The sequence below is a fragment of the Geodermatophilus ruber genome (genome assembly GCF_900114385.1).
Lineage (GTDB): Bacteria > Actinomycetota > Actinomycetes > Mycobacteriales > Geodermatophilaceae > Geodermatophilus > Geodermatophilus ruber.
Genome location: NZ_FOSW01000004.1, coordinates 134966 through 158864, shown reverse-complemented (window position 1 = coordinate 158864; position 23899 = coordinate 134966). Strand labels below are relative to the sequence as shown.

The window sequence follows — 23899 nt, the reverse complement described above, 5'->3', positions numbered from 1 at the left end:
CGCTGCTCCGGGCCGGCGATGGGCTGATGCCATGCGGCGTGGCGGTCGATGCGGTCCGCGGGTCCTACACCTGGAGCGGGGCCGCGACCGGCTCTTCGACCGTGATGGCCGCACCCCGCCGGACCTCACCGCCCCGGACGACCGTGGCGTAGACGCCGACGTTCGTCTGGTTGTGACGCGCCGCGGTGCGAAGGATGCCGGAATCCTTGGGCAGGTCACCCTGGGGGAGGGTTGTCATGACGCAGCGGGGGCAGGGGCCAGTGACACTCAGCCGGACATCGTCGCCGATGCGCACCGTCGAGCCGATCCAGTCGTTCTCCACGAAGCCGTTCGCGTCGTCGGGTGCGCGTACGACGATGTTCGGGCGGAACCGGCGGACCTCGAACCGCCCCTGGGGGTAGAGCTCGCGCAGTCGATCCAGGGTCGCGGTGGTCAGGACGTGAACCACCGCCAGGTCGAAGAACGTGTGCTCGGGCATGTCGAAGTCGGTGACGGTGTCCCGGTAGTCGAGGCCCTCCATGTCCGGCCAGTACTCCTCCGCGCGGGCAGGCTCGGGAGCCCGCGGAGTGGGCACCCTGGACCGGGGCCCCGGCTGCCGGCCCGGATCGGCCTTCTCGAGGGTGACCTCGCGCTGCAGTACGCGTGAGAGCGTCTGATCGAGGTCTGCCTGGCTGCTGGTGAGTACCGCACCGTCGGGCAGGGTGATCCGGACTTCGGGCAGCTGGGCCCCGGGGCGCGGCGGGTCCACGTAGGCGGCGCGGAAGTCGAACAGCCGCGGCCATTTCCGGGGGTTCTTGGCGCTGGCCACCTTGCCGGTCGAGCGGTCCATCAGCCCGTACGCCCGGTCACCCAGCAGCCCCCGTTCCGTGACCTGGGACGCATTGAGCTCTTCGCCCATCATGGACTTGACCGGATACCGCCAGATTCCCACCACCGATCCCGCTTGTTGCTGCTCCATCACGACCTCCGGGTTTGGGGAGCTTCGCTCTGCACCTGTCGCGGGACCCCTGCTGGGCGCCTACCGCTGACCGGGCCGGGCCGCTCTCGGCCTACGCGGTCGCATCCAGCTCCGCCTGCCGTGGCGCCACCTGGAACCGGATGGGCGCGCCGATGCAGGTCCTCCATGAAGAACGCCCACTCGGCCTGGGGGGTCCCGCGGTGGCGATGCGCGTCCCATCAGGCGACCCGTCTTCTGCTGAGGCCTCCGGCGCCGCCCGCACCACCTCGTTCACCAGGTGTGCGGAGCCGGCCGGAAGGACCCCGCCGGTGAGCCTCGTCGGTCCCCGAGCGAGGCCTTCGTCGGGCTCCATGACGCCTCCACGCCCGTGGGATTGCCCACTCGTCCCGCTTGCGCCCACGGGCCCGGCCCCACTGTCGGGGCGCCCATTTCGAGCGTCAATGCCCGCCGCCCCCATCACGGATGCCAGGGCGATTCGTCTCGCCTCGCTGGGGATCCGTGACCCCCGGTGGACACGAGCCGGGAAGCAGACGAGCGGGTAGATGCTGGTGGTCGGCGGCGAAGTGAACGCTGCCGCCGTCGAGTGACTGGTTCCCGGTGATCGAGGTCGCCGGGTCGACGTTGGAGGCCTCGCAGGACGTGTCCTGGAGCAGCCGGTCGGGAGCGGCCGGTTAGCTCGCTGTCCCCATGAGCGCGGCGTACTCCCGGCCCAGCTGTGACAGCACGTCGTCGAACTCGCCGGGGGTGACCGCGTCACCGATCGTCGCGAGCACGGCGGCCGCGCCGATCTGGGCGGCTGGCTCGTCGATGCCGGCTCGTTGGGCGACCCGCCGCGTGAACTCTGCCGCGCCGAACGACTCGGCCGGCTTGTCCTTCGGGACTGCGAGGTCCTCCTTCAGCTCCTTCGGCATCTGGGCCTGGAGGTCCTCGGCCTCGCCACCGCTGAGGCGTTCGGCCAGTACCCGCAGGGTGGCGTGGAGGAGCGTCTCCGCGGCCTCGCGGGGAAGCCCGGTCCGCTGGCTGACGGACTCGATGAACTCGTCGTACTTCATCGTTCCTCCGTGTATCGCCGAAGTTGACGTGGTTCGTCGCGACGGCGGGCTGCCCTTGCCGGGCCGTCCGCATCCCGGTCACCGAGGCGACGCGTTCATTGCAGCCCGGCGCCCGGCGAGCCGGTATCGGCAGGGCTGCCCATGCTGCCGGCACTCTCCAGCGTGGAGTGAGGCACACGGCTTGACATGAGTGGCGCAGGGACAGCTCCCCGCGTCCGACGTGCTGGTCGGCGCGGCCTCGCGTCACCCGGGCGGCGGCGTGAACGGCCGGGCCGGCGCGGTCGGCCTGCCGCGCATCGGCGGCCTGACGCGCGGGCCGGCCGTCGCCTCTGACACCTTCGGCCCGCCGGCCGGCGGGGGTGGCGCCTCGGGCTTGAGCTCGAACGGATGGCCATCGGAGGGCTGAGCCCCCTCGCGCAGCTCCTCCAGCCAGCTCTCCATCACTAGAACCACCGGCAGCCGATTGCCGTGTGCCCGCTCGTAGTCCAGCAGCTTCTGCACGCCGTCCGCGTCCAGCATGCGGATCCGGTGCCTCAGGGTCTCGAGGGGCAGATGCTCGTAATCGGGCAGGGGCAGTTCGTCGCGCTTGGTCATCTTCTGTTCTCCCCGGGAGCCGCGCCCCGAAATCGACCCACCCCGGCTCGGGGCCGATGCCGGTAGGACGGCCGGGTTGATGGGAACGACACGGTCCGGAGTCGGGCTCCGCCTACATGCTGGCGATGAGAGCCTTTGTCTGGGCCTGGGTCAAGGTTCCTCGGCCCAGAGCTCCAGGGCCAGCCGACGGATCGGACGCTCACTGATCCGACCACCACGTAGCTGGGGCACCACGCTCCGTCCCCGAACAGTCGGGCGGTCCTCCCGCCGAACGGCGAGCGCCGTGGTGTGCGGGCCGGTCATGTCCGGCCCGGTCCGGATCACCACTCGCGTGCCGTCCAGGATGGCCAGCACCTGTGCCGACCGTGGGCTGGCGCTGCTGCCACCTCCGATGAGGCGCAGTCGCGGTTCGGCGCTCATCGCTCGCTCCCGAAAGCCGTGCGGATCCGGAGGTCTCGAAGCCGGCCCCGACCAGGAACTCTTCCGGAAAGGGTGGTCACAGGCCTGACTTCCGCAGGAGGTGATCGATCAAGCTGTCGGCACGGTGCCGGTACCGGTCGGTGTCCCAGCGCCGGGTGACGTGGGACTCGTGCGCGTAGAAGCGCGGGTGCCGCTGCTGCAGACCCAGGGAACGTCGAGACTGCTGTGGATGCCGTGGGCGAAGCCGGGGATCCGCTGCTCGAGCGCCAGCATCTCGCCCTGGTCGTCGACCAGCGCGACGTCGACCGGTTCGGCGTCGTTCAGAGACCGGTGCTCGGGCGGAGATGCCGCTGCCGGTAGCCCTGGGCCCTGGCCTGCCGGAAGCCTTTCGCGCGTCCGCCGACGATGGTCGGAGTGGATCCCAGGACGCCGTCTGGCGGATCCTGGAACGGTGGCCGGCGGCTTCTGGAACGCCGCCGCTGTCCGCCCGGCCAGGCTCATCTGCCCCGGCTCGGCCCTCGACAGGGCCACCAACCGGTGCGGCTCAGCGGGTCCGGTAGTGCGCGTAGATCAGTCCGGTCTCGCCGGAAGCGGTCGCCGATGAAGGTGTGCACCTCCGGGTCCTCGGCCCCGGTGCCGAGGTCGCCCTCGGCTGCCTCGGCGTAGCCGGTGAGCGAGGTGACCATCGAGTAGATGAGCTTGGCCGTGCGTCTCCTTCGGGTACGAGCGCATCGATCTCTTGGGGGTCCGCGAGGCCGTGACCTGCGCAGGACCCGGAACTCATCGATCGGCCGGCCCGTTCCGTCAACCGTCGGATCCCGTACGCTCCGCGGCTCGGGTCGTGCGTCCGCTGCCACGGTCCCGGAGCCCACGAGCCCTGCCCGCGTCAGCACCGCCTGCGAGGCGAGGTGCTCCGGCGCCGTGGCCGCCCGCCACGACGTCGGGCTGCAGCCCCGGTCATCGGCCACCGTAGGGCGGCGGGGCAGCCCTCGTCGGAAGCGCGCCGACGGCGGGGTCGAGCACCGGTCAGGCGCCGCGGAGTTCTCCCCTGCGTTGTCCCTATCCTTGTCCCGGGACTTGTTCCCATGTCCCGCCGACGTGGCGCAATTGGTAGCGCACCCGACTTGTAATCGGGCGGTTAGGGGTTCGAGTCCCCTCGTCGGCTCGCGCCGGGTGGGACGGGTGGGGCGGGTGGGCGGCCGGCCGGCCGCCCACCCGCCGTCACCGCGTCAGCGGGCCAGGCCGTGCCCGGCGGAGCCGCCGGAGCCGCCGGCCCGGGCGGTGCCGTTCACCGACGACCGGGTCTGGGCGAACACCAGCGTGGCGTGGGCCGCGGCGTCACCCAGCTCGTCGAGCGCGGTCGGGTTGATGTTGGTGATGTCGTCGCAGGCCGTGTGGTAGCAGGCGTCGTAGGGCGCTCCGGCCTCCCCGCCGTACCGCGCGACCTGCTCCTCGGTCTTGACGCCCTCCGCGCCGGAGAACAACCCGCCGGCCGGGATGCCCGCCGCGATGAAGGGGCCGTAGTCCGAGCGGCCGTCGAAGGCGGTGGGCTCGGCGGCCAGGCCGCGGGCGGCGAAGTGGTCGAGGAAGACCCGCTCGATGTTCCCGCTGCCGTTCGGGCCCGCGTCGGGCGTGTCGGAGCCGTCGCCGTCGTAGACGAACCGTGCGTAGTTCGGGCTGCCGAGCATGTCGAAGTTCAGGTTCAGCGCGATGTCCTTCCGCTGCCGCTCGGTCAGCTGCGACACGTAGTGCTCGGCGCCCAGCAGGCCGGACTCCTCCGCCCCCCAGAAGGCGAACCGGACGGCGTTGCGCGGCTGGATGCCCAGCTCGGCCATCTCCTCGGCGATCTCGAGGATCGTGGCCGCACCGCTGCCGTTGTCGTTGATCCCCGGCCCCTCGGGCACGGAGTCCAGGTGCGCGCCGACGACGACGGTGCGGTCGGTGCGGCCGGTGGGGCTGTCGGCGATGACGTTGGAGGTGGTCTCCTCGTCCACCCGGGTGCTGGTGCGGATGGCCACCGCCGACTCCGGGGCCGCCAGCTCCTGACCGACCGCGAAGCTCGCACCGAGCACGGGGATCGTGATGCCCGGGCCGCCGAGGGTGCCGGCCACGACGTCGGTGCGGCCCTCCTGGCCCTCGTTGAAGACGACGACCGCCGCGGCGCCGGCCGCCTGAGCGTTCCCGGCCTTCGTGGCGAAGTCGCAGGTGCCCCGCTGGACGAGGGCGACGGTGCCCCCGGGGAACCCGGCGAAGTCGGCCGCCTCGCACCCCGAGGTGGAACCCGGCTCGGCGGGCGGGGGGAGCGTGAGGTCGACCGGGGTGACCGCGGCCGTGACCTCGCCGGAGCCGGAGTACTCCATGACGGCGAAGTCCTCGGCCCCGTAGGACCGGGCCGTGGGCGCCGTGCGGGCGAAGCTGGCCGGCTCCACCTCCCGGAAGGCGGAGAAGGTGAACTCCTGGGTGGAGACCCGGTAGCCGGCAGCGGTGAGCCTCTCGGCCACGTACGCCGCCGAGGCGTCGTAGCCGCTGGAGCCGCTGGCGCGGTTGCCGTCGTTCGCCTCCGCGATGCCCTGGAGGGCGAGCAGGTGCTCGGTGATGCCGTCGACGGTGACCGCGTCGAGGAACGCGGTCGTGTCGGGCGTGGTCCCGGCCGCGGCCGGTGTCGTGAGGAGGGCGGGGGAGGCAAGGGCGAGCAGGAGGGGTACGGCGAGGCGGCGGCGGGACAGAGGGTGCACGGCGACGTCCTTCGGCGAGGGGCGGGCGCGCGACTGCGCGTAACCGCCCAACGACGGGACGTGTCGATCGTTACGGGCCCCCGGCGTGGTGCGGGGAGGGGCGGGCGCCGCGTGGTGCAGGGTGCCCGCCACCGCTAGCGTTCCGACCGCGCCCGGTCGGTGCGTGTGGCCCGGGCCCACCGTCGAGGGACGTCAGGGAGGCAGCCGTGGGCGACCACGTGTACCGGCTCAGCGAGATCGTGGGCAGCAGCAGGACCGGCGTCGACGACGCGATCCGCACGGCGATCCGCAAGGCCGCGGAGACGGTGCGGAACATCGACTGGTTCGAGGCCAAGGAGATCCGCGGCCAGGTCGTCGACGGCGACGTCGCCTACTTCCAGGTACGGCTGGCGATCGGCTTCCGGGTCGAGGACTGACCCCGGCTCAGGCCAGCCGGACCTCGTCCCCCTCGACGACGACGTCGACCGGGGCGAGCGGTTCGGTCGCCGGCCCCTCGAGCACGCCGCCGTCGGCCGGGTCGAACGCCGAGCCGTGGCAGGGGCAGACCAGCTCGTCGCCGTCCGGCCGGACGGCGCAGCCCTGGTGCGTGCAGGTGGCGTCGTAGGCGGCCACCCGGTCGCCGGACGGGCGGGCCAGCACGATCCGCTGCTCGCCGACGGCCAGCTCCAGCGCTCCGCCCTCGGGGATCTCGTCCAGCCGGGCGAGCACGGTGCCGCTGCCGGTACCGCTCACCTCGCGGACGCCGTCGCCGCCGCATCCGGCGAGCGCGAGCGCGCCGAGGCCGGCGCCGGCGGCACCGAGGACGGCGCGGCGGGAGAGGCAGGCGGGAGCGGTGCGGCGGGCGGGGGGCGCGGTCACGACGGCGATCGTCCCCCAGGCCCTCGCGACCCGTGCGAGGTGCTCAGTCGAAGCTGCCGGCGCCGCCCTGGCGGTAGGGGGAGCGGCGCTCGAGCCGCTCCCGCTCGGTGCGCTCGGCGCGCAGCCGGGCGGCCGTCCCCGGCCGGTAACCGGCCTTGGCGACCCGGTGCTCGGTGGTCTCGGTCATGAAGGCCACCGAGAAGAACAGCCCGAGCAGCAGTCCGCCGGCCGCGGCCGAGAGGCGGTAGCTCAGCGGCACGGGCACGACGACGAGGCAGAGGACCAGGACGGGCGACAGCTGCACGACCGCGCGGAGCAGGTGGCGGCGCACCCAGCCCGGGCCGGTCGTGTCGGCCAGCACCCAGGGTGCGAGTTCGGCGGGCAGGCCGGCGCCCAGGGCGTAGCGGAGCCATTGCAGCGCCGTGGGTCGCTGCGGGGTCGAGCGCGTGGAGTGCCGGCCGTGCACACCCCGACGGTAGGCCCGGCGCGACCGTTGCCGAAGCCCTGTGAGCTGGAGCACACTGCTGCAGCACCCTCGGCAGGGAGGCCCCCCGTGCGCATCACCCAGCTGCTCCGTCGCAAGGGTTCCCACGTCGCCACCGTCGACGGTGCCGCCAGCGTGCGGACCGCGCTCGCGCTCCTGGCGCACCACGGCGTCGGCGCGCTGGTCGTCTCCGCCGACGGGCGCACGATCGACGGCATCGTCTCCGAGCGCGACATCGTCCGCGGGCTGCACGAACACGGCGCCGGGCTCCTGGCCGAGCCGGTGTCCGCGGTCATGACCACCGAGGTGCACACCTCCGTGCCCGCCGCGGGGGTGGAGGAGCTCGCCCGCACGATGACCGACCGCCGGGTGCGCCACGTCCCGGTCGTGGAGGGCGGGGTGCTCGTCGGGATCGTCTCGATCGGGGACGTCGTGAAGGCCCGGCTCGACGAGCTGGAGAACGAGCGAGCCCAGCTGGTGGACTACATCCAGACCGTCTGATGCTGAGCCCTGCTCACGATCCGGACGCCGTCCCGGCGGGGCCCGGGCGTACGGTGCGCGGGTGGACGAGCGCCGTCTGGGAGTCGCCTCCGGGCTGAGCGCCTACCTCCTGTGGGGCCTGTTCCCCCTCTACTTCCCGCTCCTGAAGCCGGCCGGTGGCGTCGAGATCGTGGCGCACCGGGTCGTCTGGTCGCTGGTCTTCATCGCCGTCCTGCTGACCGCGCTGCGCCGCTGGCCGCACGTTCGGGCCGCCGTCACCGACCGGCGGACGCTGCTGGTGCTGCTCGGCGCCGCGGTGCTCATCGCCGCCAACTGGCTGGTCTTCGTCTACGCGGTCAACTCCGGGCACGTGGTCGAGACCTCGCTCGGCTACTTCATCAACCCGCTGGTCAGCGTGCTGCTGGGCGTCGTGGTCTTCGCCGAGCGACTGCGCCCCCTGCAGTGGACCGCGGTCGGCATCGCCGCCGTGGCCGTCGCCGTGCTGACCGTCGACTACGGCCGCCCGCCGTGGATCGCCCTCACCCTCGCCGCCAGCTTCGGCCTCTACGGGCTGATGAAGAAGCTCGTGCGGGTGGAGGCGGCGCCGGGGCTGTTCGTCGAGACGGCGCTGGTCGTCGTCCCCGCGGTGATCTGCCTCGCCGTGCTGCACGCCGGCGGGGACGCGTCCGCGGGCAGCGCCGGCGTCGGCCACCTGCTGCTGCTCATGAGCTCCGGGGTCGCCACCGCCGTCCCGCTGCTTCTCTTCGCCGCCTCGACCCGGCGCATCCCGCTGGCCACGGTCGGGCTGCTGCAGTACGTGACCCCGCTGATGCAGCTGGCCATCGGTGTCTTCGTCTTCCAGGAACCGATGCCCGCGGCCCGGCTGGTCGGGTTCCTCATCGTCTGGGTGGCGTTGGCGGTCTTCACCGTGGACAGCCTCCGCCAGGCCCGGGCCGGGACCCGCCGGCGCGCCATGGAGGCCCTCACCGAGCCGGTCTGACGCGCCGCCGTTCCCCGTCGTGGCGGGTGGCCGAAATGTCGGTCGGCGGGGCTACCGTCGGGTCCTACGCACCAGCACAGAAGGACCACCGATGACTCCCGAACCAGCTCCCGCGGTCTCCCCGCCGGGGGGCGAGGGACATGCCCCCCCGGAGCACGACACGACCCCGCCGGGCGAGCCCGAGCGGTCCGCCCCGACCGGTGGGCTCTCCCGCCGCGAGCACGACATGCTCGCCTTCGAACGGCAATGGTGGCGCCGGCCGGGCGCCAAGGAGACGGCGATCCGTGATCGGTTCGGCCTCGCTCCGACGCGCTACTACCAGGTGCTCAACGCGCTGGTCGACCAGCCGGACGCGCTGGCGGCCGATCCGCTGCTCGTCCGCCGCCTGCGCAGACTGCGCGCCGCGCGCGGCCAGCGGCGTTCGTCTCGGGTTCTGGGCAACGGGGGCTCCGCCGTTTAGATTTGCTCACCGTGGGCAGGCACGCCGCGTCAGGCGGTGACGGACCGGAGCAGGGGGCGACTCCGCTCCCGCATGGACGTCGCCGCACGGACGTCGGGGACGGTGCCCGTCCGTCCGTGCCGATCGATCCGGACCTGAGCGACCACCCGACGACGCCGGGCCGCAGCCGGGCCGAACGCCGCCGGGACGGCCTGCTCGACGCGGGGGAGGACCCGGGCCGCCGGCGTCCGGTCCCGCCGCGCTCGGCGCCCCCCGCCCCTCCGCGGCCGAGCGGCCAGCCGCCGCGGCCGGCCGGCCGGAGCGCACTGGCCCGGCCGGTGCCGCAGCCGGCCCGTCCCCAGCCGGTGCAGTCCGCGCCGCTGACCCGCCCGCGGCTGCCCGTGCCGCCGGCCGTGGCACCTCCGGCCGTGGCACCTCCGGCCGTGGCACCTCCGGCCGTGGCACCTCCGGCCGTGACACCTCCGGCCGTGGCACCTCCGGCCGCACCCCGGACCACGATGGCGCCGTTCCAGGCCGTCCCCACCCCCGGCCGCGACAGTGACGAGCCCGCCCCGGGCGAGGCGGCGGTCGCCGGCTGGCCCGCCGACCCTGCCGGGGACGCCCCGCGCGATGCGGGCCGCGACCGGTCCCCGGCGGCCCGGGCCACCGGCACCGCGTCGCCGACGGGGTACCCCGCGGCCGAGCCGGCCGGGACCGTCGCGGCCGGCTACCGGGACTGGACCAGCCCCTCCCGCAGCAGGGACGAGACGCCCGCCGCGCCGCCGGCCACCCAGGCGATCCCCGACCGGGCGACCTCGCGCCGCCGGGCTGACGCCGAGGAACGGGAGGAGGGCCCCGAGCCCACGCCGGGCCCCACGACCGGACCGTCCACCGGCTCCTCGACCGGGGTCGTCGGTGGTCGCGCCGCGTTCCGCGCCGAGCGGCAGGCCGCCGAGGCCGAGCGTCGGCGCGCCGCCCGCCGCAGCGGTGCCACCCCCGCGGCCCCGTCGGACGAGGACGGCGGCGGCCGCCGGGCCAGCGGCGTGCGCCGCTCCGCGGCCGGGCTGCTCGCGGTCGCCGTGGTCGCGCTGCTGGTGCTCGGCGTCTACTCCTTCGCCGCACCCGACGCGCAGGAGGCGGCGCAGTCCTCGGCCACCGGGTCCACCCCGTCGACCCCCACCGCGAGCGCCGCACCCAGCTCGGCCCTCCCGCCGCTGTCGGTCGCGCCGCTGCCGCCGGTCGAGGAGGCGCCCGACACCCCGGTGCGCGTGCCGGTGACCGTGCTGAACGCCACCGGCGTCACCGGGCTGGCCGCCGACATCGCCGACGAGCTCGGCGGCGCCGGCTGGGAGTCGCCCGCCGTCGGCGCCTACAACGGCGGGGACGTCGCCACCACCACGGTCTACTTCACCGACGGCGACGAGACACAGCGCCAGGCCGCCGTCCAGCTGATCGAGCAGTTCCCGCAGGTCTCCGGCCCGGTTCCGCGCTTCTTCGAGGTGTCCGACGTCGACGCGCCCGGCCTGGTCCTGGTGGCCACCGGCGAGTGGCGGCCCTGACCGCACGACATCGGATCCGTGCGGGGATTCCGGAACCCTGGCGTGCCCCCGTCCGTTGGCCGCTCCGTGCGTCCCGTTCGCGGGCCCGTGCGTTCCCGTTCGCGCCCCGGCGCCCGCGCGACGCTCGCTGCCCTGCTCGCCCTGCTGGTCTCCGGTGCGCTGCTCGCCGTCGCCCCGGTCCCGCCGGCCGCCGCGGCCGAGGACGTGGCGGCCGAGGAGCAACGCGTTCCGTCCGGCTCCGGGGCGGACGCGGTGGAGCTGGACACGACGCTCTACGTGCCCGGGTCGGCGTCGGCCGATGAGCCCGCCCCGGCGATCGTGCTGGCGCACGGGTTCGGCGGCAGCAAGGAGTCGGTCGCCGAGGACGCGCGCGACCTGGCCGGCCGCGGCTACGTCGTCCTCGCCTACTCCGCGCGGGGTTTCGGTGCCAGCACCGGGCAGATCGGGCTCAACGACCCCCGGTTCGAGGTCGCCGACCTCTCCACCCTCCTCGACCTGCTCGCCGCGCGCGACGACGTCCTCCTCGACGCCGACGGCGACCCGCGGGTCGGCGTGGCCGGCGCCTCCTACGGGGGTGCCCTGTCGCTGCTCGGTGCCGCCTACGACGACCGGGTCGACGCCATCGCCCCGCAGATCACCTGGAACTCGCTGACCGCCGCCCTGTTCCCCTCCCAGGTCGGCCCGGTCGACGGCGCGCAGACCGTGGCCGCCACCCCCCAGGCCGAGGGGAGCGGCGTCTACAAGCGGCTGTGGTCGGGGCTGTTCTTCGGGGTCGGCTCCGTGCCCGGCGGGGGCCTGCTCGGCGGGGGAGCGGGGGCCGACGGCGAGGAGATCGCCCTGCCGCCGGCCGACCCCGCCTCGGTCGACGCCGCCGCGGTGGAGCAGGCGCTGACCTGCGGGCGGTTCCGCGCCGACATCTGCGCCGCCTACCAGGAGGCCGCGGCCACCGGCACGCTGACGCCGGAGATCGCCGCGGTGCTCGACCGCAGCAGCCCGGCGACCGTCCTGGACCGCATCGACGCGCCCACCCTGCTCGTCCAGGGCACGCGGGACTCGCTGTTCGGGCTGGGCCAGGCCGACGCCAACGCCCGGGGGATCGCCGCGAACGGCGCACCGGTGAAGGTCCTGTGGTACGCCGGCGGGCACGACGAGTCCGGGTCGGAGCGGATCACCGAACGGCTGCGCGAACAGGTGGCCGGCTGGTTCGACTGGTACCTGCGGGCCAAGGGTGAGGACCCCGGCACCGGGTTCGAGTTCCCCGCCCCCACCGGCCAGGCGGCCGGGCTGGGCAGCGTGCAGGGCGGCAGCCGGACCGTCGCCGCCGCCGACTACCCCGGCCTGGCCGGCGCGGACGCCGCACAGCGGTCCCGCGTCGCCGTCGACGGCCCGGCGCAGCCGGTGGTCACCCCCGCCGGAGGCACCCCGGCGGCGATCACCACCGTCCCGGGTCTCGGCTCGGCGGCGGCGTTCGGGCTCGGCGGCACCGCGCTGGAGATCCCCGGCCAGTTCGCCGCCTTCGACAGCGAGCCGCTCGACGCCGCGGTGGAGGTCGTGGGGGCGCCGACCGTCGACCTCGCCGTCGCCTCGCCCAGCGGCACCGCGACGCTGTTCGCCAAGCTCTACGACGTCGGCCCCGACGGCGGCATGACCCTGCCCGGCGGGCTGGTGGCGCCGCTGTCGCTCACCGGCCTCTCGAGCGACCCGTCCGCGCCCACCGAGGTGTCGGTGACCCTGCCGGGGATCGTGCACCGCTTCGAGGCCGGTCACACGATGCGCGTGGTGGTCTCCTCCACCGACCAGGCCTTCGCGCTGCCCGCCGAGGCCGCGGTCTACTCCGTCGCGCTGGCCGGCGGGGACGGCGGGGCACTGGCCGTCCCGGAGGTCGAGGGGCAGGCGCAGAGCGGCTCGAGCACCGCCCCGTGGTGGGGGCTGCTCGGCGTGCTCGCCGCGCTGGGGCTGCTGGCCTGGGGAACGGCGGTGCTGTGGGGCCGCCGGCGCCGCCGGCGGGTCTCGGCCGTCGAGCCCGACGGGGAGGACGTGCCGCTGCGGTTCACCGGCGTGACCAAGGCCTACAAGGACGGTTTCGTCGCCGTGCGCCACCTCTCCTTCGAGGTGCGCCGCGGGCAGGTGCTCGGGCTGCTGGGCCCCAACGGTGCGGGCAAGACGACGTCGCTGCGGATGCTCATGGGCCTGATCCGGCCGACGGAGGGCCGGATCAGCATCTTCGGCCACGCCGCCGGGCCCGGCGCCCCGGTGCTCTCGCGCCTGGGCTCCTTCGTCGAGGGCACCGGGCTGCAGCCGCACCTGTCCGGCCGCGACAACCTGCGGCTGTACTGGGCGGCCACCGGCCGGCCGGCCGAGGACGCGCACATGGAGGAGGCGATCGAGGTCGCCGGCCTGGGCGCGGCCATCGACCGCCCGGTGCGCCGCTACAGCCAGGGCATGCGGCAGCGGGTGGCGATCGCCCAGGCGATGCTCGGCCTGCCCGACCTGCTGGTGCTCGACGAGCCGACCAACGGGTTGGACCCGCCGCAGATCCACGCCATGCGCGAGGTGCTGCGCTCCTACGCCGCGACCGGCCGCACGGTGATCGTCTCCAGCCACCTGCTCAGCGAGATCGAGCAGACCTGCAGCCACGTCGTCGTCATGGCCAAGGGGCAGAAGATCGCCCAGGGCACGGTGGAGGAGATCGTCGGCACCGGCGGCGCGGTGCTGGTCGGCCTGGCCGACGACGCCGACACCGACCGCGCGGCCGCCGTCCTCACGGCGCTGCCGGGGGTGTCGGTCGAGCGCACCGACGAGGGGCTGGTCGCCGAGCTCGACGGCACCAGCCGGGCCCGGGCGCTGCAGGCGCTGGTGGAGGCCGGGGTGGCGGTGGACGCGTTCACGCCGCGGCGCCGGCTGGAGGACGCGTTCCTGGCACTGGTGGGGGAGAGCTGATGACGGTCACCGGGCACGTCCAGCCGACCGGGGCCGTCGCCGGCTACCGGCCCGAGCGCACGCTGCGGCTGTCGGTGGAGCTGCGCCGGCAGTTCAAACGCCGCCGCACCATCGGGGTGTTCGTGCTCATGCTCGCGCTGCCGCTGGTGCTCATCGCCGCGCTGCAGCTGGGCGCGAGCGAGGACGCGCAGGAGAACAGCCGGCTCAACCTGGTCGACGTCGCGACCGCCGGCGGGCTGAACTTCACCCTGTTCGTGCTGTTCGCGACGACGAGCTTCTTCCTGGTCGTGGTCTACGCGCTGTTCTTCGGTGACACGGTGGCCAGCGAGGCCCAGTGGGGGTCGCTGCGCTACACGCTGGCCACGCCGGTGCCGCGGATGCGGCTGCTCCGGCAGAAGTGGTACGCGGCGCTGGTGCTGTCGGTGGGGGCGCTGCTGACGCTGGTCCTCACCGGGCTCGTGGCCGGCGGGATCGCCTTCGGCTTCGAGAGCATCCAGACGCCGATCGGCGTGACCCTCGGGCAGGGCGAGGGACTGCTGCGGCTGGCCGGGATGGTCGGCTACCTCGCCGTCCACCTGCTCGTCGTCGGCACGCTGGCCTTCTGGCTCTCCACGATCACCGACGCGCCGCTGGCCGCGGTCGGGGGCGCGGTGTTCACGATGTTCGTGTTCGCCATCCTCGACCAGGTCGAGCAGCTGGGCTCGATCCGCGACTGGTTCCCCACCGCGGAGGAGTTCGCCTGGACCGACCTGCTGCAGACCCCGGTCGACTCCGGCGACCTGTTCCGCGGCGTCGTCCAGTCGCTGGTCTACGCCGCCGTCTTCACCGCGCTGGGCTTCCGCCACTTCGCCCGCCGCGACGTCACCTCCTGAAGAAGGACCCCGTCCTCCCCACCCCTCGCAAGCTCGGGGCGGTGCCCTGGACGGGGCCTAGATGCTGGCGCGGACGGCTTGCGCCCAGCCCTCGCCCATGGGCCCCTCGGTCACCGTCACGTTGGGGACGGCGGAGAGCAGGTCGGCCATCCCGTCGACCGTGGCCCCGTTCGCGGTGATCCACAGCCGGTCGACGGCGGGGGCCATCTCCAGGTCGCTGACGCTGTCGCCGATCGCCACCGCGTCGGCCGGGGTGAGCCCGCGCCGCTCCAGGTCCCAGGCGATCGCCGCGCCCTTGGAGATCCCCCGCGGCATCAGGTGGTAGACCCGGGGCGGCAGCACGTCCGGCGCCAGGGTCATCCGGGACGACGCCGGGATGGCGCCGTTGTCCTTGAGCGTCAGCCATCCCAGGCCGGCCTCGGCCAGGTACGCGTCGACGGCGAGCGGGTCGACCCGCCCGCGCAGCAGGGCGTCGGCCTCGTGGGTGGCGTGCCAGGGCGCGTGCCACTCCAGCCGCCCGGGGTGGCGGGCCAGGAGGTCCTCGACGACGCCGAGCTCGGCCATCACGTCCATCGGTGTCCGCTGCGCGTACCGGGCGGGGAGCTCACCGCTGAGCCGGTGCACGCCGCGGCCGGCGTCCCAGCTGACCACCGAGCCGAGCTCGGCGACGGCGCCGTCGGCGGCGAAGATCCGCGCCGCCTCCACCACCTGCTCGAAGGTGCGCCCGCTGACCAGCACCAGCGCGACACCGGCCCGGTGCAGGTCGAGCAGGGCGGCCGCCGGGTCGGCGGTCAGGGCACGGCCGGCCGTGTGCCAGAAGGACCCCCGGGGCCCGACCATCGTGCCGTCGAGATCGGTGTAGACGACGCGCGTTCCCACCTCCCCATCCTGGCCGGGTCCGCTGCGGTGCCGGTCACCTGGGTAGAGTTCGGTGCGTTCCACTCATCCAGAGGGGCAGAGGGACACGGCCCGATGAAGCCCCGGCAACCGCCGCTACAGCGGAAGGTGCCAATTCCGTCCCGCGCGGCTCGACGGCCCGACGCGGGGAAGATGAGGAGGTAGTCGTCGCATGACCCTTACCGCTCCCGGCTCCACCCGGACGAGCCCCGCCGCCCAGGCCGACCCCGCCGCAGGTGGTCCGATCGCCCCGTGTCCGGCCCGCGGGCTCATCTGCCGCAACTGCGGGGCCACCTTCGGCCTGATCGCCGAGCACGCCTGCGCCGAGTGCTTCGGCCCGCTGGAGGTCGACTACGACCCCGAGGTGATGCGCGCGGTCACCCGCGAGCAGATCGAGGCCGGCCCGCAGAACATCTGGCGCTACGCCGGCCTGCTGCCGGTGGGCCAGGACCCGGCCGACCGCATCACCCTCGACCCGGGGCTGACGCCGCTGGTCCGCGCCGACCGGCTGGCCGAGGAGCTGGGCCTCACCGGCGGGCTGTGGGTCAAGGACGACTCGGCCAATCCCACGCACTCGTTCAAGGACCGGGTGGTCAGCCTGGCGGCCACCGCCGCCAAGGGGCTGGGCTACACGAAGATCGCCGCCGCCTCCACCGGCAACCTGGCCAACTCCGTGGCCGCGCACGCCGCGCGTGCCGGGCTGCCGTCGTTCGTGTTCATCCCCTCCGACCTCGAGCCGGGCAAGGTCGTGCAGTCGGCGATCTACGGGCAGACGCTGGTCGCCGTCGACGGCTCCTACGACGACGTGAACCGGCTGACCAGCGAGCTCGCCGAGACCGACGAGTTCGAGGACACCGCCTTCGTCAACCAGAACGTGCGGCCCTACTACGCCGAGGGCTCCAAGACGATGGGGTACGAGCTCGCCGAGCAGCTCGGCTGGCGCATCCCCGCCCAGGTGGTCATCCCGATGGCGTCGGGCTCGCTGCTCACCAAGGTGGACAAGGCGTTCCGGGAGCTGGTCGCGGCCGGCATCGTCGAGGCCACCGAGTGGACGATCTTCGGCGCTCAGTCGGCCGGCTGCGACCCGATCGCGACCGCGTTCGACAACGGCTGGGACGTCGTCAAGCCGGTGAAGCCGACCGGGATCGCGAAGTCGCTCAACATCGGCAACCCCGCCGACGGCCCGTACGCGCTCGACGCGATCCGGCGCACCGGCGGTGCGGTCGGCCGGGTGGGCGACGAGGAGATCGTGCAGGGGATCCGCGACCTGGCCCGCACCACCGGCGTCTTCGCCGAGACCGCCGGCGGGGTGACCGTCGCGGTCCTCCGCCAGCTGGTCGAGGACGGCCGGCTGGACCGCACGAAGGAGACCGTCGTCCTCAACACCGGCGAGGGCCTGAAGACCCTCGACCCGCTGGAGCCGGTCGTCGGCCCCACGCACCGGGTCGAGCCGTCGCTGCGGTCGGTGCGGGCCGCGGGTCTCATCCGCTGACGCCGTAGGGCGTGCGGCCGCTCCCCGGGCGAGGGACGGCCCGTTCCCCCATCCGGTGCGTCACGTGCGTGAGGTTGCTCTCACCACGGCTTTTGTGCTGTACGTTCTCCCGCGGTTTCAGTTCCACGTTCGTGTTAGGCGGGCGGAAGAGCTAGACCCGGCCCCTGGTTCGCGGGGGTCGTCCGCACGCACGAAACGTGGGAGCACACGTGGCACAGGGCACCGTGAAGTGGTTCAACGCCGAGAAGGGCTTCGGCTTCATCGCCGTCGACGGCGGCCAGGACGTCTTCGTCCACTACTCGGCCATCCAGATGGACGGCTACAAGAGCCTCGACGAGGGCCAGCGGGTCACCTTCGAGGTCGTCCAGGGTGAGAAGGGTCCGCAGGCCGACGCCGTGCGCAGCGTCTGATCCACCCGTTCCCGGTCGAGGCCCGGTCCCCAGTTCGGGGGCCGGGCCTCGGTCGTCGCCGACCCCCGTTCTTGCACTCGGTACGGCCGAGTGCCAGACTCGATCTGGCACTCGACGCTGTCGAGTGCCAACGAGGTCGGAACGGTGAGGCGCTGGTCGCGGGCCGAGGGAGTGCTCGCACCGCCGGCGTCGTCCGTCGCGGGCGCCGAACCCGGCCGTGCAGCGATCCATGCATGGAGGACATCACCACATGGCCAAGATGATCGCGTTCGACGAAGAGGCGCGCCGCGGCCTCGAGCGGGGCATGAACACCCTCGCCGACGCCGTCAAGGTGACCCTCGGCCCCCGGGGCCGGAATGTCGTACTCGAGAAGAAGTGGGGCGCGCCCACCATCACCAACGATGGTGTGAGCATCGCCAAGGAGATCGAGCTCGAGGACCCGTACGAGAAGATCGGGGCCGAGCTGGTCAAGGAGGTCGCGAAGAAGACCGACGACGTCGCCGGTGACGGCACCACCACCGCCACCGTGCTCGCCCAGGCGCTCGTCCGCGAGGGTCTGCGCAACGTCGCCGCCGGCGCCAACCCGATGGCCCTGAAGAAGGGCATCGAGCGGGCCGTCGAGGCCGTGACCGAGTACCTGCTCTCGACCGCCAAGGAGGTCGAGACCAAGGAGCAGATCGCCGCCACCGCGTCGATCTCGGCCGGCGACCCCGCCATCGGCGAGCTCATCGCCGAGGCGATGGACAAGGTCGGCAAGGAAGGTGTCATCACCGTCGAGGAGAGCAACACCTTCGGCCTCGAGCTCGAGCTCACCGAGGGCATGCGCTTCGACAAGGGCTACATCTCGCCCTACTTCGTCACCGACCCCGAGCGGATGGAGGCCGTCCTCGACGACCCCTACATCCTGATCGCCAACTCCAAGATCAGCTCGGTCAAGGACCTGCTCCCGCTGCTGGAGAAGGTCATGCAGTCCGGCAAGCCGCTGGCGATCATCGCCGAGGACGTCGAGGGCGAGGCCCTGGCCACCCTGGTCGTCAACAAGATCCGGGGGACCTTCAAGTCCGTCGCGGTCAAGGCCCCCGGCTTCGGTGACCGCCGCAAGGCCATGCTGACCGACATCGCCATCCTCACCGGTGGCCAGGTCATCAGCGAGGAGGTCGGCCTCACGCTGGAGGGCGCCTCCATCGACCTGCTCGGCCGTGCCCGCAAGGTCGTCGTCACCAAGGACGAGACGACGATCGTCGAGGGTGCCGGTGACCCCGAGCAGATCCAGGGCCGGGTCAACCAGATCCGCTCCGAGATCGAGCGCAGCGACTCCGACTACGACCGCGAGAAGCTGCAGGAGCGCCTGGCCAAGCTGGCCGGTGGCGTCGCCGTCATCAAGGCCGGTGCCGCGACCGAGGTCGAGCTCAAGGAGCGCAAGCACCGCATCGAGGACGCGGTGCGCAACGCCAAGGCCGCCGTCGAGGAGGGGATCGTCGCCGGTGGTGGCGTCGCTCTCGCGCAGGCCACGGCCGTCGCGTTCGACAAGCTCGAGCTGCAGAACGACGAGGCCACCGGTGCCAACATCGTGCGCGTCGCGCTCGAGGCGCCGCTGAAGCAGATCGCGGTCAACGCCGGCCTCGAGGGCGGCGTCGTGGTGGAGAAGGTCCGCAACTCCGAGACAGGCTGGGGCCTCAACGCCGCCACCGGCGAGTACGTGGACATGGTCGCCGCCGGGATCATCGACCCGGCCAAGGTGACCCGCTCGGCGCTGCAGAACGCCTCGTCCATCGCGGCGCTCTTCCTCACCACCGAGGCGGTCGTCGCGGACAAGCCGGAGAAGTCCGCTCCGGCCATGCCCGGCGGCGACGGCGGCATGGGCGGTATGGACTTCTGAGTCCAGCCCCTCACCGCACCACCAGCACTGCCCGGCAGGGGCGGTCCGCTTCGGCGGGTCGCCCCTGTCGGCGTCTCTGGGGGCGCGGCGGGCCGCTTCTGGAGTAGTTCTCTCGCAACCGGGGTGCTGCAGGACCCCGGATGCCCGAGCAACACTCCAAGAGCCCGCCGGACGGTCAGTCGCGCGGGGAGAAGACGCAGAACTCGTTGCCCTCCGGGTCGGCGAGCACGTCCCAGTCGACCTCGCCGTCCCGGGCCCGCAGCAGGGTGGCGCCGGCGGCGAGCAGCGCGGCGGTGTCCCCGACGACGTCGAGGTGCATCCGGTTCTTGACCGTCTTCGCCTCGGTGACCGGGTTGAACCAGATCAGCGGCCCGGTCCCGGAGGGGTCCTTGATCGGCACCGGCCAGGCGGGGTCGCGCTCGGTTCCGCCGGAGGGGGAGCTCCGCACGTAGCCGAGCGCCGCGCACCACCAGTCGGCGAGGGACTGGTGGTCGCGGGCGTCGAGGCAGAGGTCCTTGAACCGGGCGGGGGCGCTCATGTCCCGAAGCTCAGCACACCGCGCAGGCCGAGGGCCCGTCACCGGGTGGTGACGGGCCCTCGGGTGCGTGTTCAGTCGTGGTGCTACCGGACGTCGACGGTGAACGGTCCGGCGACGGCGCCCTGGCTGGACTTGATCCAGATCTGGCTGGGCGCGGTGGTGGGGGCCGGGTCGAGGACGATCGACCAGGGGCCGGCGTTCGCCGGTGCCTCCACAGCACCCACCGTCGCCGACGGGTATCCGGGGATCGGCGTGGTGACCGGGCCGGTGCCGGTCGCGTTCGGGCGGTGGACGGTGATCGTCGCGCCCGGCACGGTGCCCGAGCCGCTGATGCGGAACTCGTCACCGGTGCGGAACTGGGCCAGGTCCAGGCCGATGTCGTCACCCGGGAGGACGACGTTGACGCCCGTGGTCAACGGCGAGTACGTCGTGGCGGCCGGCGTCTTCGACTGGACCCGGAAGACCCACCGCTGCCCCGGCGCGGACTTGGGCAGGCCGGTCACGTCCGCGGTGGTACCGGTGACGACCACGTCCCGCTCCGGCTGGAGCGTGTTGGTGTTCGTCGCGTCCGTCCGCAGGTACACCCGGACGCGGTACTCGGTGGCGTCGGGCACCGGGTTCCAGCCCAGGCTGACCCGGCCCTGGGGGTTGGCCGCGTCGGGCCCGGCGCCGGCGAAGCTGGTCACGGCCGACCCGGTGGGGGCGACGGCCGCGGCCGCGGGGCGGGGAGAGACGACACCCGAGGCGTGCGTGGCGTTGCCGGCGGTGTCGATCACCGCGATGGTGATCGCGGTGTCGGCAGCCGTGATCGGGATCGGCTCCTGGTAGATCTTCGCGGTGGGCGAGGGAACGTTGCCGTTCGGCTGCGTGGTGACCGGAGAGCCGTCGAGGGTGTAGTAGATCGTGCCCTCGTCGGCCGACAGGGTCAGCGTCCGGCTGTCGGCGAGCACCGCCGTGGTCCCGTTGAGCTCGGGAGTGGAGGTCAGGACCGGGGCGGTGGTGTCGGTCTCGCCGTCGGGAGGCGTGGGCGAGGCCGTGCCCGCGAGGGCGAACGGGGCGCCCAGTTCGCCGTCGACGATCGAGCGGACCTCGATGTCGTACAGCGCGCCGGGGTCCAGGCCGTCCAGGACCACCTGGGTGGCGTCCGGGCCGACCCGGTAGCCGGACAGCCGCTGGGCGCCGGCGGCGTCGGCCGTCTGGTCGATGGCCTCGATGCTGTAGCCGTCGACCGGCTCACCGCCCGCGACGGGCGCGGCGGAGGCCCAGGTGACGGTGGCCTGGGCCTGGTTGTCCCAGACCACGGAGAACTCGCCGGCCGGGGGTTCGGCGCCGTCCGGTCCGGGCGGGCAGCCGGGGGCGCCGCCGCCGACCAGCCCGTACTCCGCCAGCGTGAGGCCGAGCTGGGCCTCGACCGCGGTGGCGTCGGCCATCCAGCTCAGCGCCACCTTCTCGCCGTCGAAGACCAGCTGCTGGTCCGACGGCGACAGGCCGCCGAAGGTCACCGAGAACTCACCGTTCGCCGCGGTGCCCTCGACGGTGTAGCCCTGCGTGGGCTCCGCCGCCTCGTTCGGGCTCCAGCCGATCGCCCGCTCGCCGATGTTGCCCTCGTCGCGCATCGTGGGGTTGACGACCTCGACGGCGAACCGGCCGAGGTCGGTGTCCGGGCCGTAGGTGCCCGTGATCGTGACGGTGTTGACGTTCCCCTCGGCCGGCTCGCTGGCGGTCACCCCGGTGACCTCGGCCGAGCTGACCTTCATCCCGTCGACCAGTGGCGAGCCGCTGAACGAGACCGACACGTCGTCACCCGCCTGGATGTCGGGGGTGACGTCGGTGAAGCATCCGTCGAACCCGCCGCCGGGCCGCGGGGTCGCCTCGTGGTTCCACTCCATGAAGCCGGTCCCGTCGACGACGCCCGTGGCGGTGCCGACGGTCTCGCCGCCGCGCGAGACGGTCAGGGTCGCGGTCTGGCCGGCCTGGGCGGTGTAGCCCTCGATGGCCACCATGTCGCGGGAGGGGAACACCTCGATGTTGCCCGGCCCGGCCGGCGGGGTGCCGGCCGAGGCGCTGCTGACGAACCCGATGAGCCCGCCGGTGGCCGTGAGGGCGGCGAGGCCGCCGGCCAGCAGCCGGTTCCCCCGCCGGGGGGCGGGCAGCCGCGACACGGACGGAGCTCCAGCTCGCGTACCGTCCCCACGGCCACCCAAGGTGGTCGGTCGTGATCTGGTCATCGTCTTCTCCGCTGTCCGCCGGCCCTCCTCGGACGGAGGGTCGGTCTCCATGGGGACAGACGGTCATCCGATCCGCTCGAAAGCGTCAGCCGAGCGGAGGGGGGACGAAGGTCCCCAATCCGAGGGGCGCGGGGCGCGTCGGACTGGGGGCGAAGGTCCTCAATCCGAGGGGCGCGTCGGACGTCCCGGTCGCGGGTAGGCGCCGTCCGTGGCGGTGATCATCGGGACGTCGGGCTGGCAGTACCGCGACTGGCGCGGCCGCTTCTACCCGCAGAAGCTGCCGCAACGGCTCTGGCTGGAGCACTACGCCAAGCACTTCGCCACGGTCGAGAGCAACAACGCCTTCTACCGGCTGCCCGAGCGGACGACGTTCGAGAAGTGGCGCGAGCGCACCCCGCCGGACTTCCGGTGGGCGGTCAAGGCCAGCCGCTACCTGACCCACATCAAGCGGCTGCGCGAGCCCGAGGAGCCGGTGGCCCGCCTGATGGAGCGCGCCGCCGGGCTGGGCGACAAGCTCGACACGATCCTGCTCCAGCTGCCGCCCACGCTGAAGGCCGACGCCGAGCTGCTGCGCGAGTGCCTCGCCTGCTTTCCGGGTGGCACCCGCGTGGCCGTCGAACCGCGGCACGAGAGCTGGTGGACCGACGAGATCCGCGCCCTGCTGGAGCGCTACGGCGCCGCCCTGTGCTGGGCCGACCGCGATGAGCGCCCCGTCGCCCCGCTCTGGCGGACCACCGACTGGGGGTACCTGCGGCTGCACACGGGCGCGGAGAACTGGCGCTACCGGCCGGAGACGCTGCAGCTGTGGGCCGACCGCCTCGCCGCCACGTGGTCCCCGGTGGAGGACGTCCTCGTCTACTTCAACAACGACCCCGGCGGCGCGGCGGTCGTCGACGCCGTCCACTTCGCCGAGGCCGTGCGCCGGGCCGGCGGAACGCCGACCCGCGTGCCCACCCTCGAGCAGGCGACCGGCGAGGCGTGGGCGGAGGCCGGGACGGCGTCCGTCTAGAGCACGCTCGGGTCCTCCGCGTGCCGGATGCCGAGCTGGTCGGCGGCCTGGCCGAGCACCGCCTGCACGGCCAGGGTGTCGGCCAGCGGCATGACCGCGCTCTCGGTGCGGCCGGCCCGCAGGCACTCGGTCACCTCGATCAGCTCGTGCGCGTAGCCGCCGCCGGTCTGCGGGCGGGTGATCGTCTCCGGTTCGGCGCCGGCGCGGTGCAGCACGATCGTCTGCGGGTGGTGGAAGCGGGGGAGGACGTCGATCCAGCCGGCGGTGCCGAACACGCGGGCCTGCCCCGGCAGCGCGTACCGCAGCGAGGTGGTCAGCGCCGCCGAACGGCCGTCGGCGTAGCCCAGCAGCAGGCTCGCCTCGGCGTCGGCCCCGGTCGGGAACAGCGAGCCCGCGGTCGTCACGGTGTCCGGGCTGCCGAGGAGCATCTGCGCGAAGGAGACGACGTAGACGCCGAGGTCCAGCAGGGCCCCGCCGCCCAGCTCGAGGGCGAACAGCCGGTCGACGGGGTCGTAGTCGCGGGCGACCCCGAGGTCGGCCTGGACGGAACGGACCTCCCCGATCGCGCCGTCGGCCACCAGGTCCCGCAGGGCCACGACCGCCGGCTGGAAGCGCGTCCACATCGCCTCCATGGTGAACAACCCGCGCTCCCGGGCCAGGTCGATCACCTCCGCGGCCCCGGCGGTCGTCGCGGTGAACGCCTTCTCCACCAGCAGCGCCTTGCCCGCCTCCAGGGCGGCGAGGGCCACCGCGTGGTGCTGCGGGTGGGGCGTGGCGACGTAGAGGATGTCGATGTCCGGGTCGGCGAGGATGTCGGCGTAGGAGCCGTGGGCGCGGTCGAGCCCGTGCCGGCGGGCGAAGTCCGCGGCGCGGTCGAGCGAGCGGGACGCGACCGCGACCGGCCGGGCGCCCTCCACGTGGGCGAAGTCCGCGACCAGCTTCTCCGCGATGCGGCCCGGCCCGACGACGCCCCAGCGGATCTCTTCCTTCACCGGCCCGACGCTAGCGGGGACCCGCACCGCAGGAGGTTGCCGTCCCCGCCGGGCAGACTGCCT

The 23899-nt window shown here is 73.7% G+C and carries 21 protein-coding genes, 1 tRNA gene and 1 riboswitch; of the genes, 12 read left to right on the top strand and 10 right to left on the bottom strand.

The features are described 5' to 3' along the window. Positions 1 to 64: 64 nt before the first annotated feature. The 3 genes from BMZ50_RS08280 to BMZ50_RS08270 form a co-directional block, all read right to left on the bottom strand. Entirely contained in the window at positions 65 to 931 is an 867-nt protein-coding gene (locus BMZ50_RS08280; RefSeq protein WP_218146164.1) for an MOSC domain-containing protein, read from the bottom strand. Between the two features lie 698 nt (positions 932 to 1629). Next, complete coding sequence (locus BMZ50_RS08275; RefSeq protein WP_091323068.1) at positions 1630 to 2010, bottom strand: DUF2267 domain-containing protein; 381 nt, start codon at positions 2008 to 2010, stop codon at positions 1630 to 1632. 243 nt (positions 2011 to 2253) lie between these two features. Then, positions 2254 to 2604, bottom strand: coding sequence for a DUF8129 domain-containing protein (locus BMZ50_RS08270; RefSeq protein WP_091323065.1), 351 nt, complete (start codon positions 2602 to 2604; stop codon positions 2254 to 2256). Positions 2605 to 4116: 1512 nt separating this feature from the next. Here BMZ50_RS08270 and BMZ50_RS08255 point away from each other — a divergent pair. Then, positions 4117 to 4189: transfer RNA gene (locus tag BMZ50_RS08255), tRNA-Thr, on the top strand. 64 nt (positions 4190 to 4253) lie between these two features. Here BMZ50_RS08255 and BMZ50_RS08250 read toward each other — a convergent pair. Beyond that, positions 4254 to 5759, bottom strand: a complete 1506-nt coding sequence (locus BMZ50_RS08250) for a M20/M25/M40 family metallo-hydrolase (protein ID WP_218146163.1) — start codon at positions 5757 to 5759, stop codon at positions 4254 to 4256. Positions 5760 to 5965: 206 nt separating this feature from the next. Here BMZ50_RS08250 and BMZ50_RS08245 point away from each other — a divergent pair, with 206 nt between their 5' ends. Then, positions 5966 to 6175 carry a dodecin gene (locus BMZ50_RS08245; protein WP_091323061.1) on the top strand — a complete coding sequence of 70 codons (210 nt, stop codon included), beginning with the start codon at positions 5966 to 5968 and terminating at the stop codon, positions 6173 to 6175. 7 nt (positions 6176 to 6182) lie between these two features. Here the strand turns inward: BMZ50_RS08245 and BMZ50_RS08240 are convergent, their stop codons facing one another. Then, positions 6183 to 6617: a Rieske (2Fe-2S) protein gene (locus tag BMZ50_RS08240; protein WP_091323058.1), complete on the bottom strand. Its 435-nt coding sequence runs from the start codon at positions 6615 to 6617 to the stop codon at positions 6183 to 6185. Between the two features lie 43 nt (positions 6618 to 6660). Beyond that, a complete protein-coding gene (locus BMZ50_RS08235) occupies positions 6661 to 7083 on the bottom strand; it encodes a DUF5313 family protein (protein ID WP_091323056.1) in 423 nt (140 codons plus the stop codon). 87 nt (positions 7084 to 7170) lie between these two features. Between BMZ50_RS08235 and BMZ50_RS08230 the strand changes: the two genes are divergently transcribed. The 6 genes from BMZ50_RS08230 to BMZ50_RS08205 all read left to right on the top strand — a co-directional run bounded on the left by BMZ50_RS08230 (position 7171) and on the right by BMZ50_RS08205 (position 14391). Then, positions 7171 to 7602: a CBS domain-containing protein gene (locus tag BMZ50_RS08230; RefSeq protein ID WP_091323053.1), complete on the top strand. Its 432-nt coding sequence runs from the start codon at positions 7171 to 7173 to the stop codon at positions 7600 to 7602. Between the two features lie 61 nt (positions 7603 to 7663). Beyond that, complete coding sequence (rarD, locus tag BMZ50_RS08225) at positions 7664 to 8581, top strand: EamA family transporter RarD (protein ID WP_091323052.1); 918 nt, start codon at positions 7664 to 7666, stop codon at positions 8579 to 8581. Between the two features lie 91 nt (positions 8582 to 8672). Further along, the gene (locus BMZ50_RS08220) at positions 8673 to 9041 is read left to right on the top strand and encodes a DUF3263 domain-containing protein (RefSeq protein ID WP_091323050.1); all 369 of its coding nucleotides are present in this window, start codon (positions 8673 to 8675) and stop codon (positions 9039 to 9041) included. 467 nt (positions 9042 to 9508) lie between these two features. Next, positions 9509 to 10579, top strand: coding sequence for a LytR C-terminal domain-containing protein (locus BMZ50_RS25015; protein WP_143087124.1), 1071 nt, complete (start codon positions 9509 to 9511; stop codon positions 10577 to 10579). An 87-nt stretch (positions 10580 to 10666) separates the two neighbouring features. Then, positions 10667 to 13519, top strand: a complete 2853-nt coding sequence (locus tag BMZ50_RS08210; protein ID WP_245753460.1) for an alpha/beta fold hydrolase — start codon at positions 10667 to 10669, stop codon at positions 13517 to 13519. Then, on the top strand, positions 13519 to 14391 hold the full coding sequence (locus tag BMZ50_RS08205; protein ID WP_091323045.1) for an ABC transporter permease: 873 nt from the start codon (positions 13519 to 13521) through the stop codon (positions 14389 to 14391). The genes BMZ50_RS08210 and BMZ50_RS08205 overlap by 1 nt, the downstream gene beginning before the upstream one ends. Positions 14392 to 14448: 57 nt before the next feature. On the opposite strand, the gene BMZ50_RS08200 is transcribed toward BMZ50_RS08205, so the two are convergent. Beyond that, positions 14449 to 15270 carry an HAD family hydrolase gene (locus BMZ50_RS08200; protein WP_091323043.1) on the bottom strand — a complete coding sequence of 274 codons (822 nt, stop codon included), beginning with the start codon at positions 15268 to 15270 and terminating at the stop codon, positions 14449 to 14451. Positions 15271 to 15330: 60 nt separating this feature from the next. Further along, a riboswitch (SAM riboswitch) is annotated at positions 15331 to 15448 on the top strand. A 12-nt stretch (positions 15449 to 15460) separates the two neighbouring features. Here BMZ50_RS08200 and thrC point away from each other — a divergent pair. From thrC to groL, 3 genes are all read left to right on the top strand, one after another. Continuing rightward, positions 15461 to 16780 (top strand): threonine synthase, encoded by a 1320-nt coding sequence (gene thrC, locus BMZ50_RS08195; protein ID WP_218146162.1) that lies wholly within the window; start codon positions 15461 to 15463, stop codon positions 16778 to 16780. 209 nt (positions 16781 to 16989) lie between these two features. Next, positions 16990 to 17190, top strand: coding sequence for a cold-shock protein (locus tag BMZ50_RS08190; protein ID WP_091323040.1), 201 nt, complete (start codon positions 16990 to 16992; stop codon positions 17188 to 17190). 250 nt (positions 17191 to 17440) lie between these two features. Next, positions 17441 to 19069, top strand: a complete 1629-nt coding sequence (groL, locus tag BMZ50_RS08185; RefSeq protein WP_091323038.1) for a chaperonin GroEL — start codon at positions 17441 to 17443, stop codon at positions 19067 to 19069. A gap of 175 nt (positions 19070 to 19244) precedes the next feature. Here groL and BMZ50_RS08180 read toward each other — a convergent pair whose 3' ends face one another. Further along, positions 19245 to 19607, bottom strand: a complete 363-nt coding sequence (locus BMZ50_RS08180; RefSeq protein ID WP_091323036.1) for a VOC family protein — start codon at positions 19605 to 19607, stop codon at positions 19245 to 19247. 83 nt (positions 19608 to 19690) lie between these two features. Beyond that, the gene (locus BMZ50_RS08175; protein ID WP_177212711.1) at positions 19691 to 21769 is read right to left on the bottom strand and encodes a fibronectin type III domain-containing protein; all 2079 of its coding nucleotides are present in this window, start codon (positions 21767 to 21769) and stop codon (positions 19691 to 19693) included. A gap of 274 nt (positions 21770 to 22043) precedes the next feature. Between BMZ50_RS08175 and BMZ50_RS08170 the strand changes: the two genes are divergently transcribed. Continuing rightward, positions 22044 to 22844, top strand: coding sequence for a DUF72 domain-containing protein (locus BMZ50_RS08170; protein ID WP_091323032.1), 801 nt, complete (start codon positions 22044 to 22046; stop codon positions 22842 to 22844). Here BMZ50_RS08170 and BMZ50_RS08165 read toward each other — a convergent pair. Continuing rightward, positions 22841 to 23836 carry a Gfo/Idh/MocA family protein gene (locus tag BMZ50_RS08165; protein ID WP_091323030.1) on the bottom strand — a complete coding sequence of 332 codons (996 nt, stop codon included), beginning with the start codon at positions 23834 to 23836 and terminating at the stop codon, positions 22841 to 22843. The two genes, BMZ50_RS08170 and BMZ50_RS08165, sit on opposite strands and share 4 nt — an antisense overlap. Positions 23837 to 23899 lie beyond the last annotated feature (63 nt).

Coding starts and splice junctions, on each gene's coding strand:
- BMZ50_RS08275 (WP_091323068.1), bottom strand. CDS start 2,010: ATGAAGTACGACGAGTTCATCGAGTCCGTCAGCCAGCGGACCGGGCTT.
- BMZ50_RS08270 (WP_091323065.1), bottom strand. CDS start 2,604: ATGACCAAGCGCGACGAACTGCCCCTGCCCGATTACGAGCATCTGCCC.
- BMZ50_RS08220 (WP_091323050.1), top strand. CDS start 8,673: ATGACTCCCGAACCAGCTCCCGCGGTCTCCCCGCCGGGGGGCGAGGGA.
- BMZ50_RS08205 (WP_091323045.1), top strand. CDS start 13,519: ATGACGGTCACCGGGCACGTCCAGCCGACCGGGGCCGTCGCCGGCTAC.
- thrC (WP_218146162.1), top strand. CDS start 15,461: ATGACCCTTACCGCTCCCGGCTCCACCCGGACGAGCCCCGCCGCCCAG.
- groL (WP_091323038.1), top strand. CDS start 17,441: ATGGCCAAGATGATCGCGTTCGACGAAGAGGCGCGCCGCGGCCTCGAG.
- BMZ50_RS08180 (WP_091323036.1), bottom strand. CDS start 19,607: ATGAGCGCCCCCGCCCGGTTCAAGGACCTCTGCCTCGACGCCCGCGAC.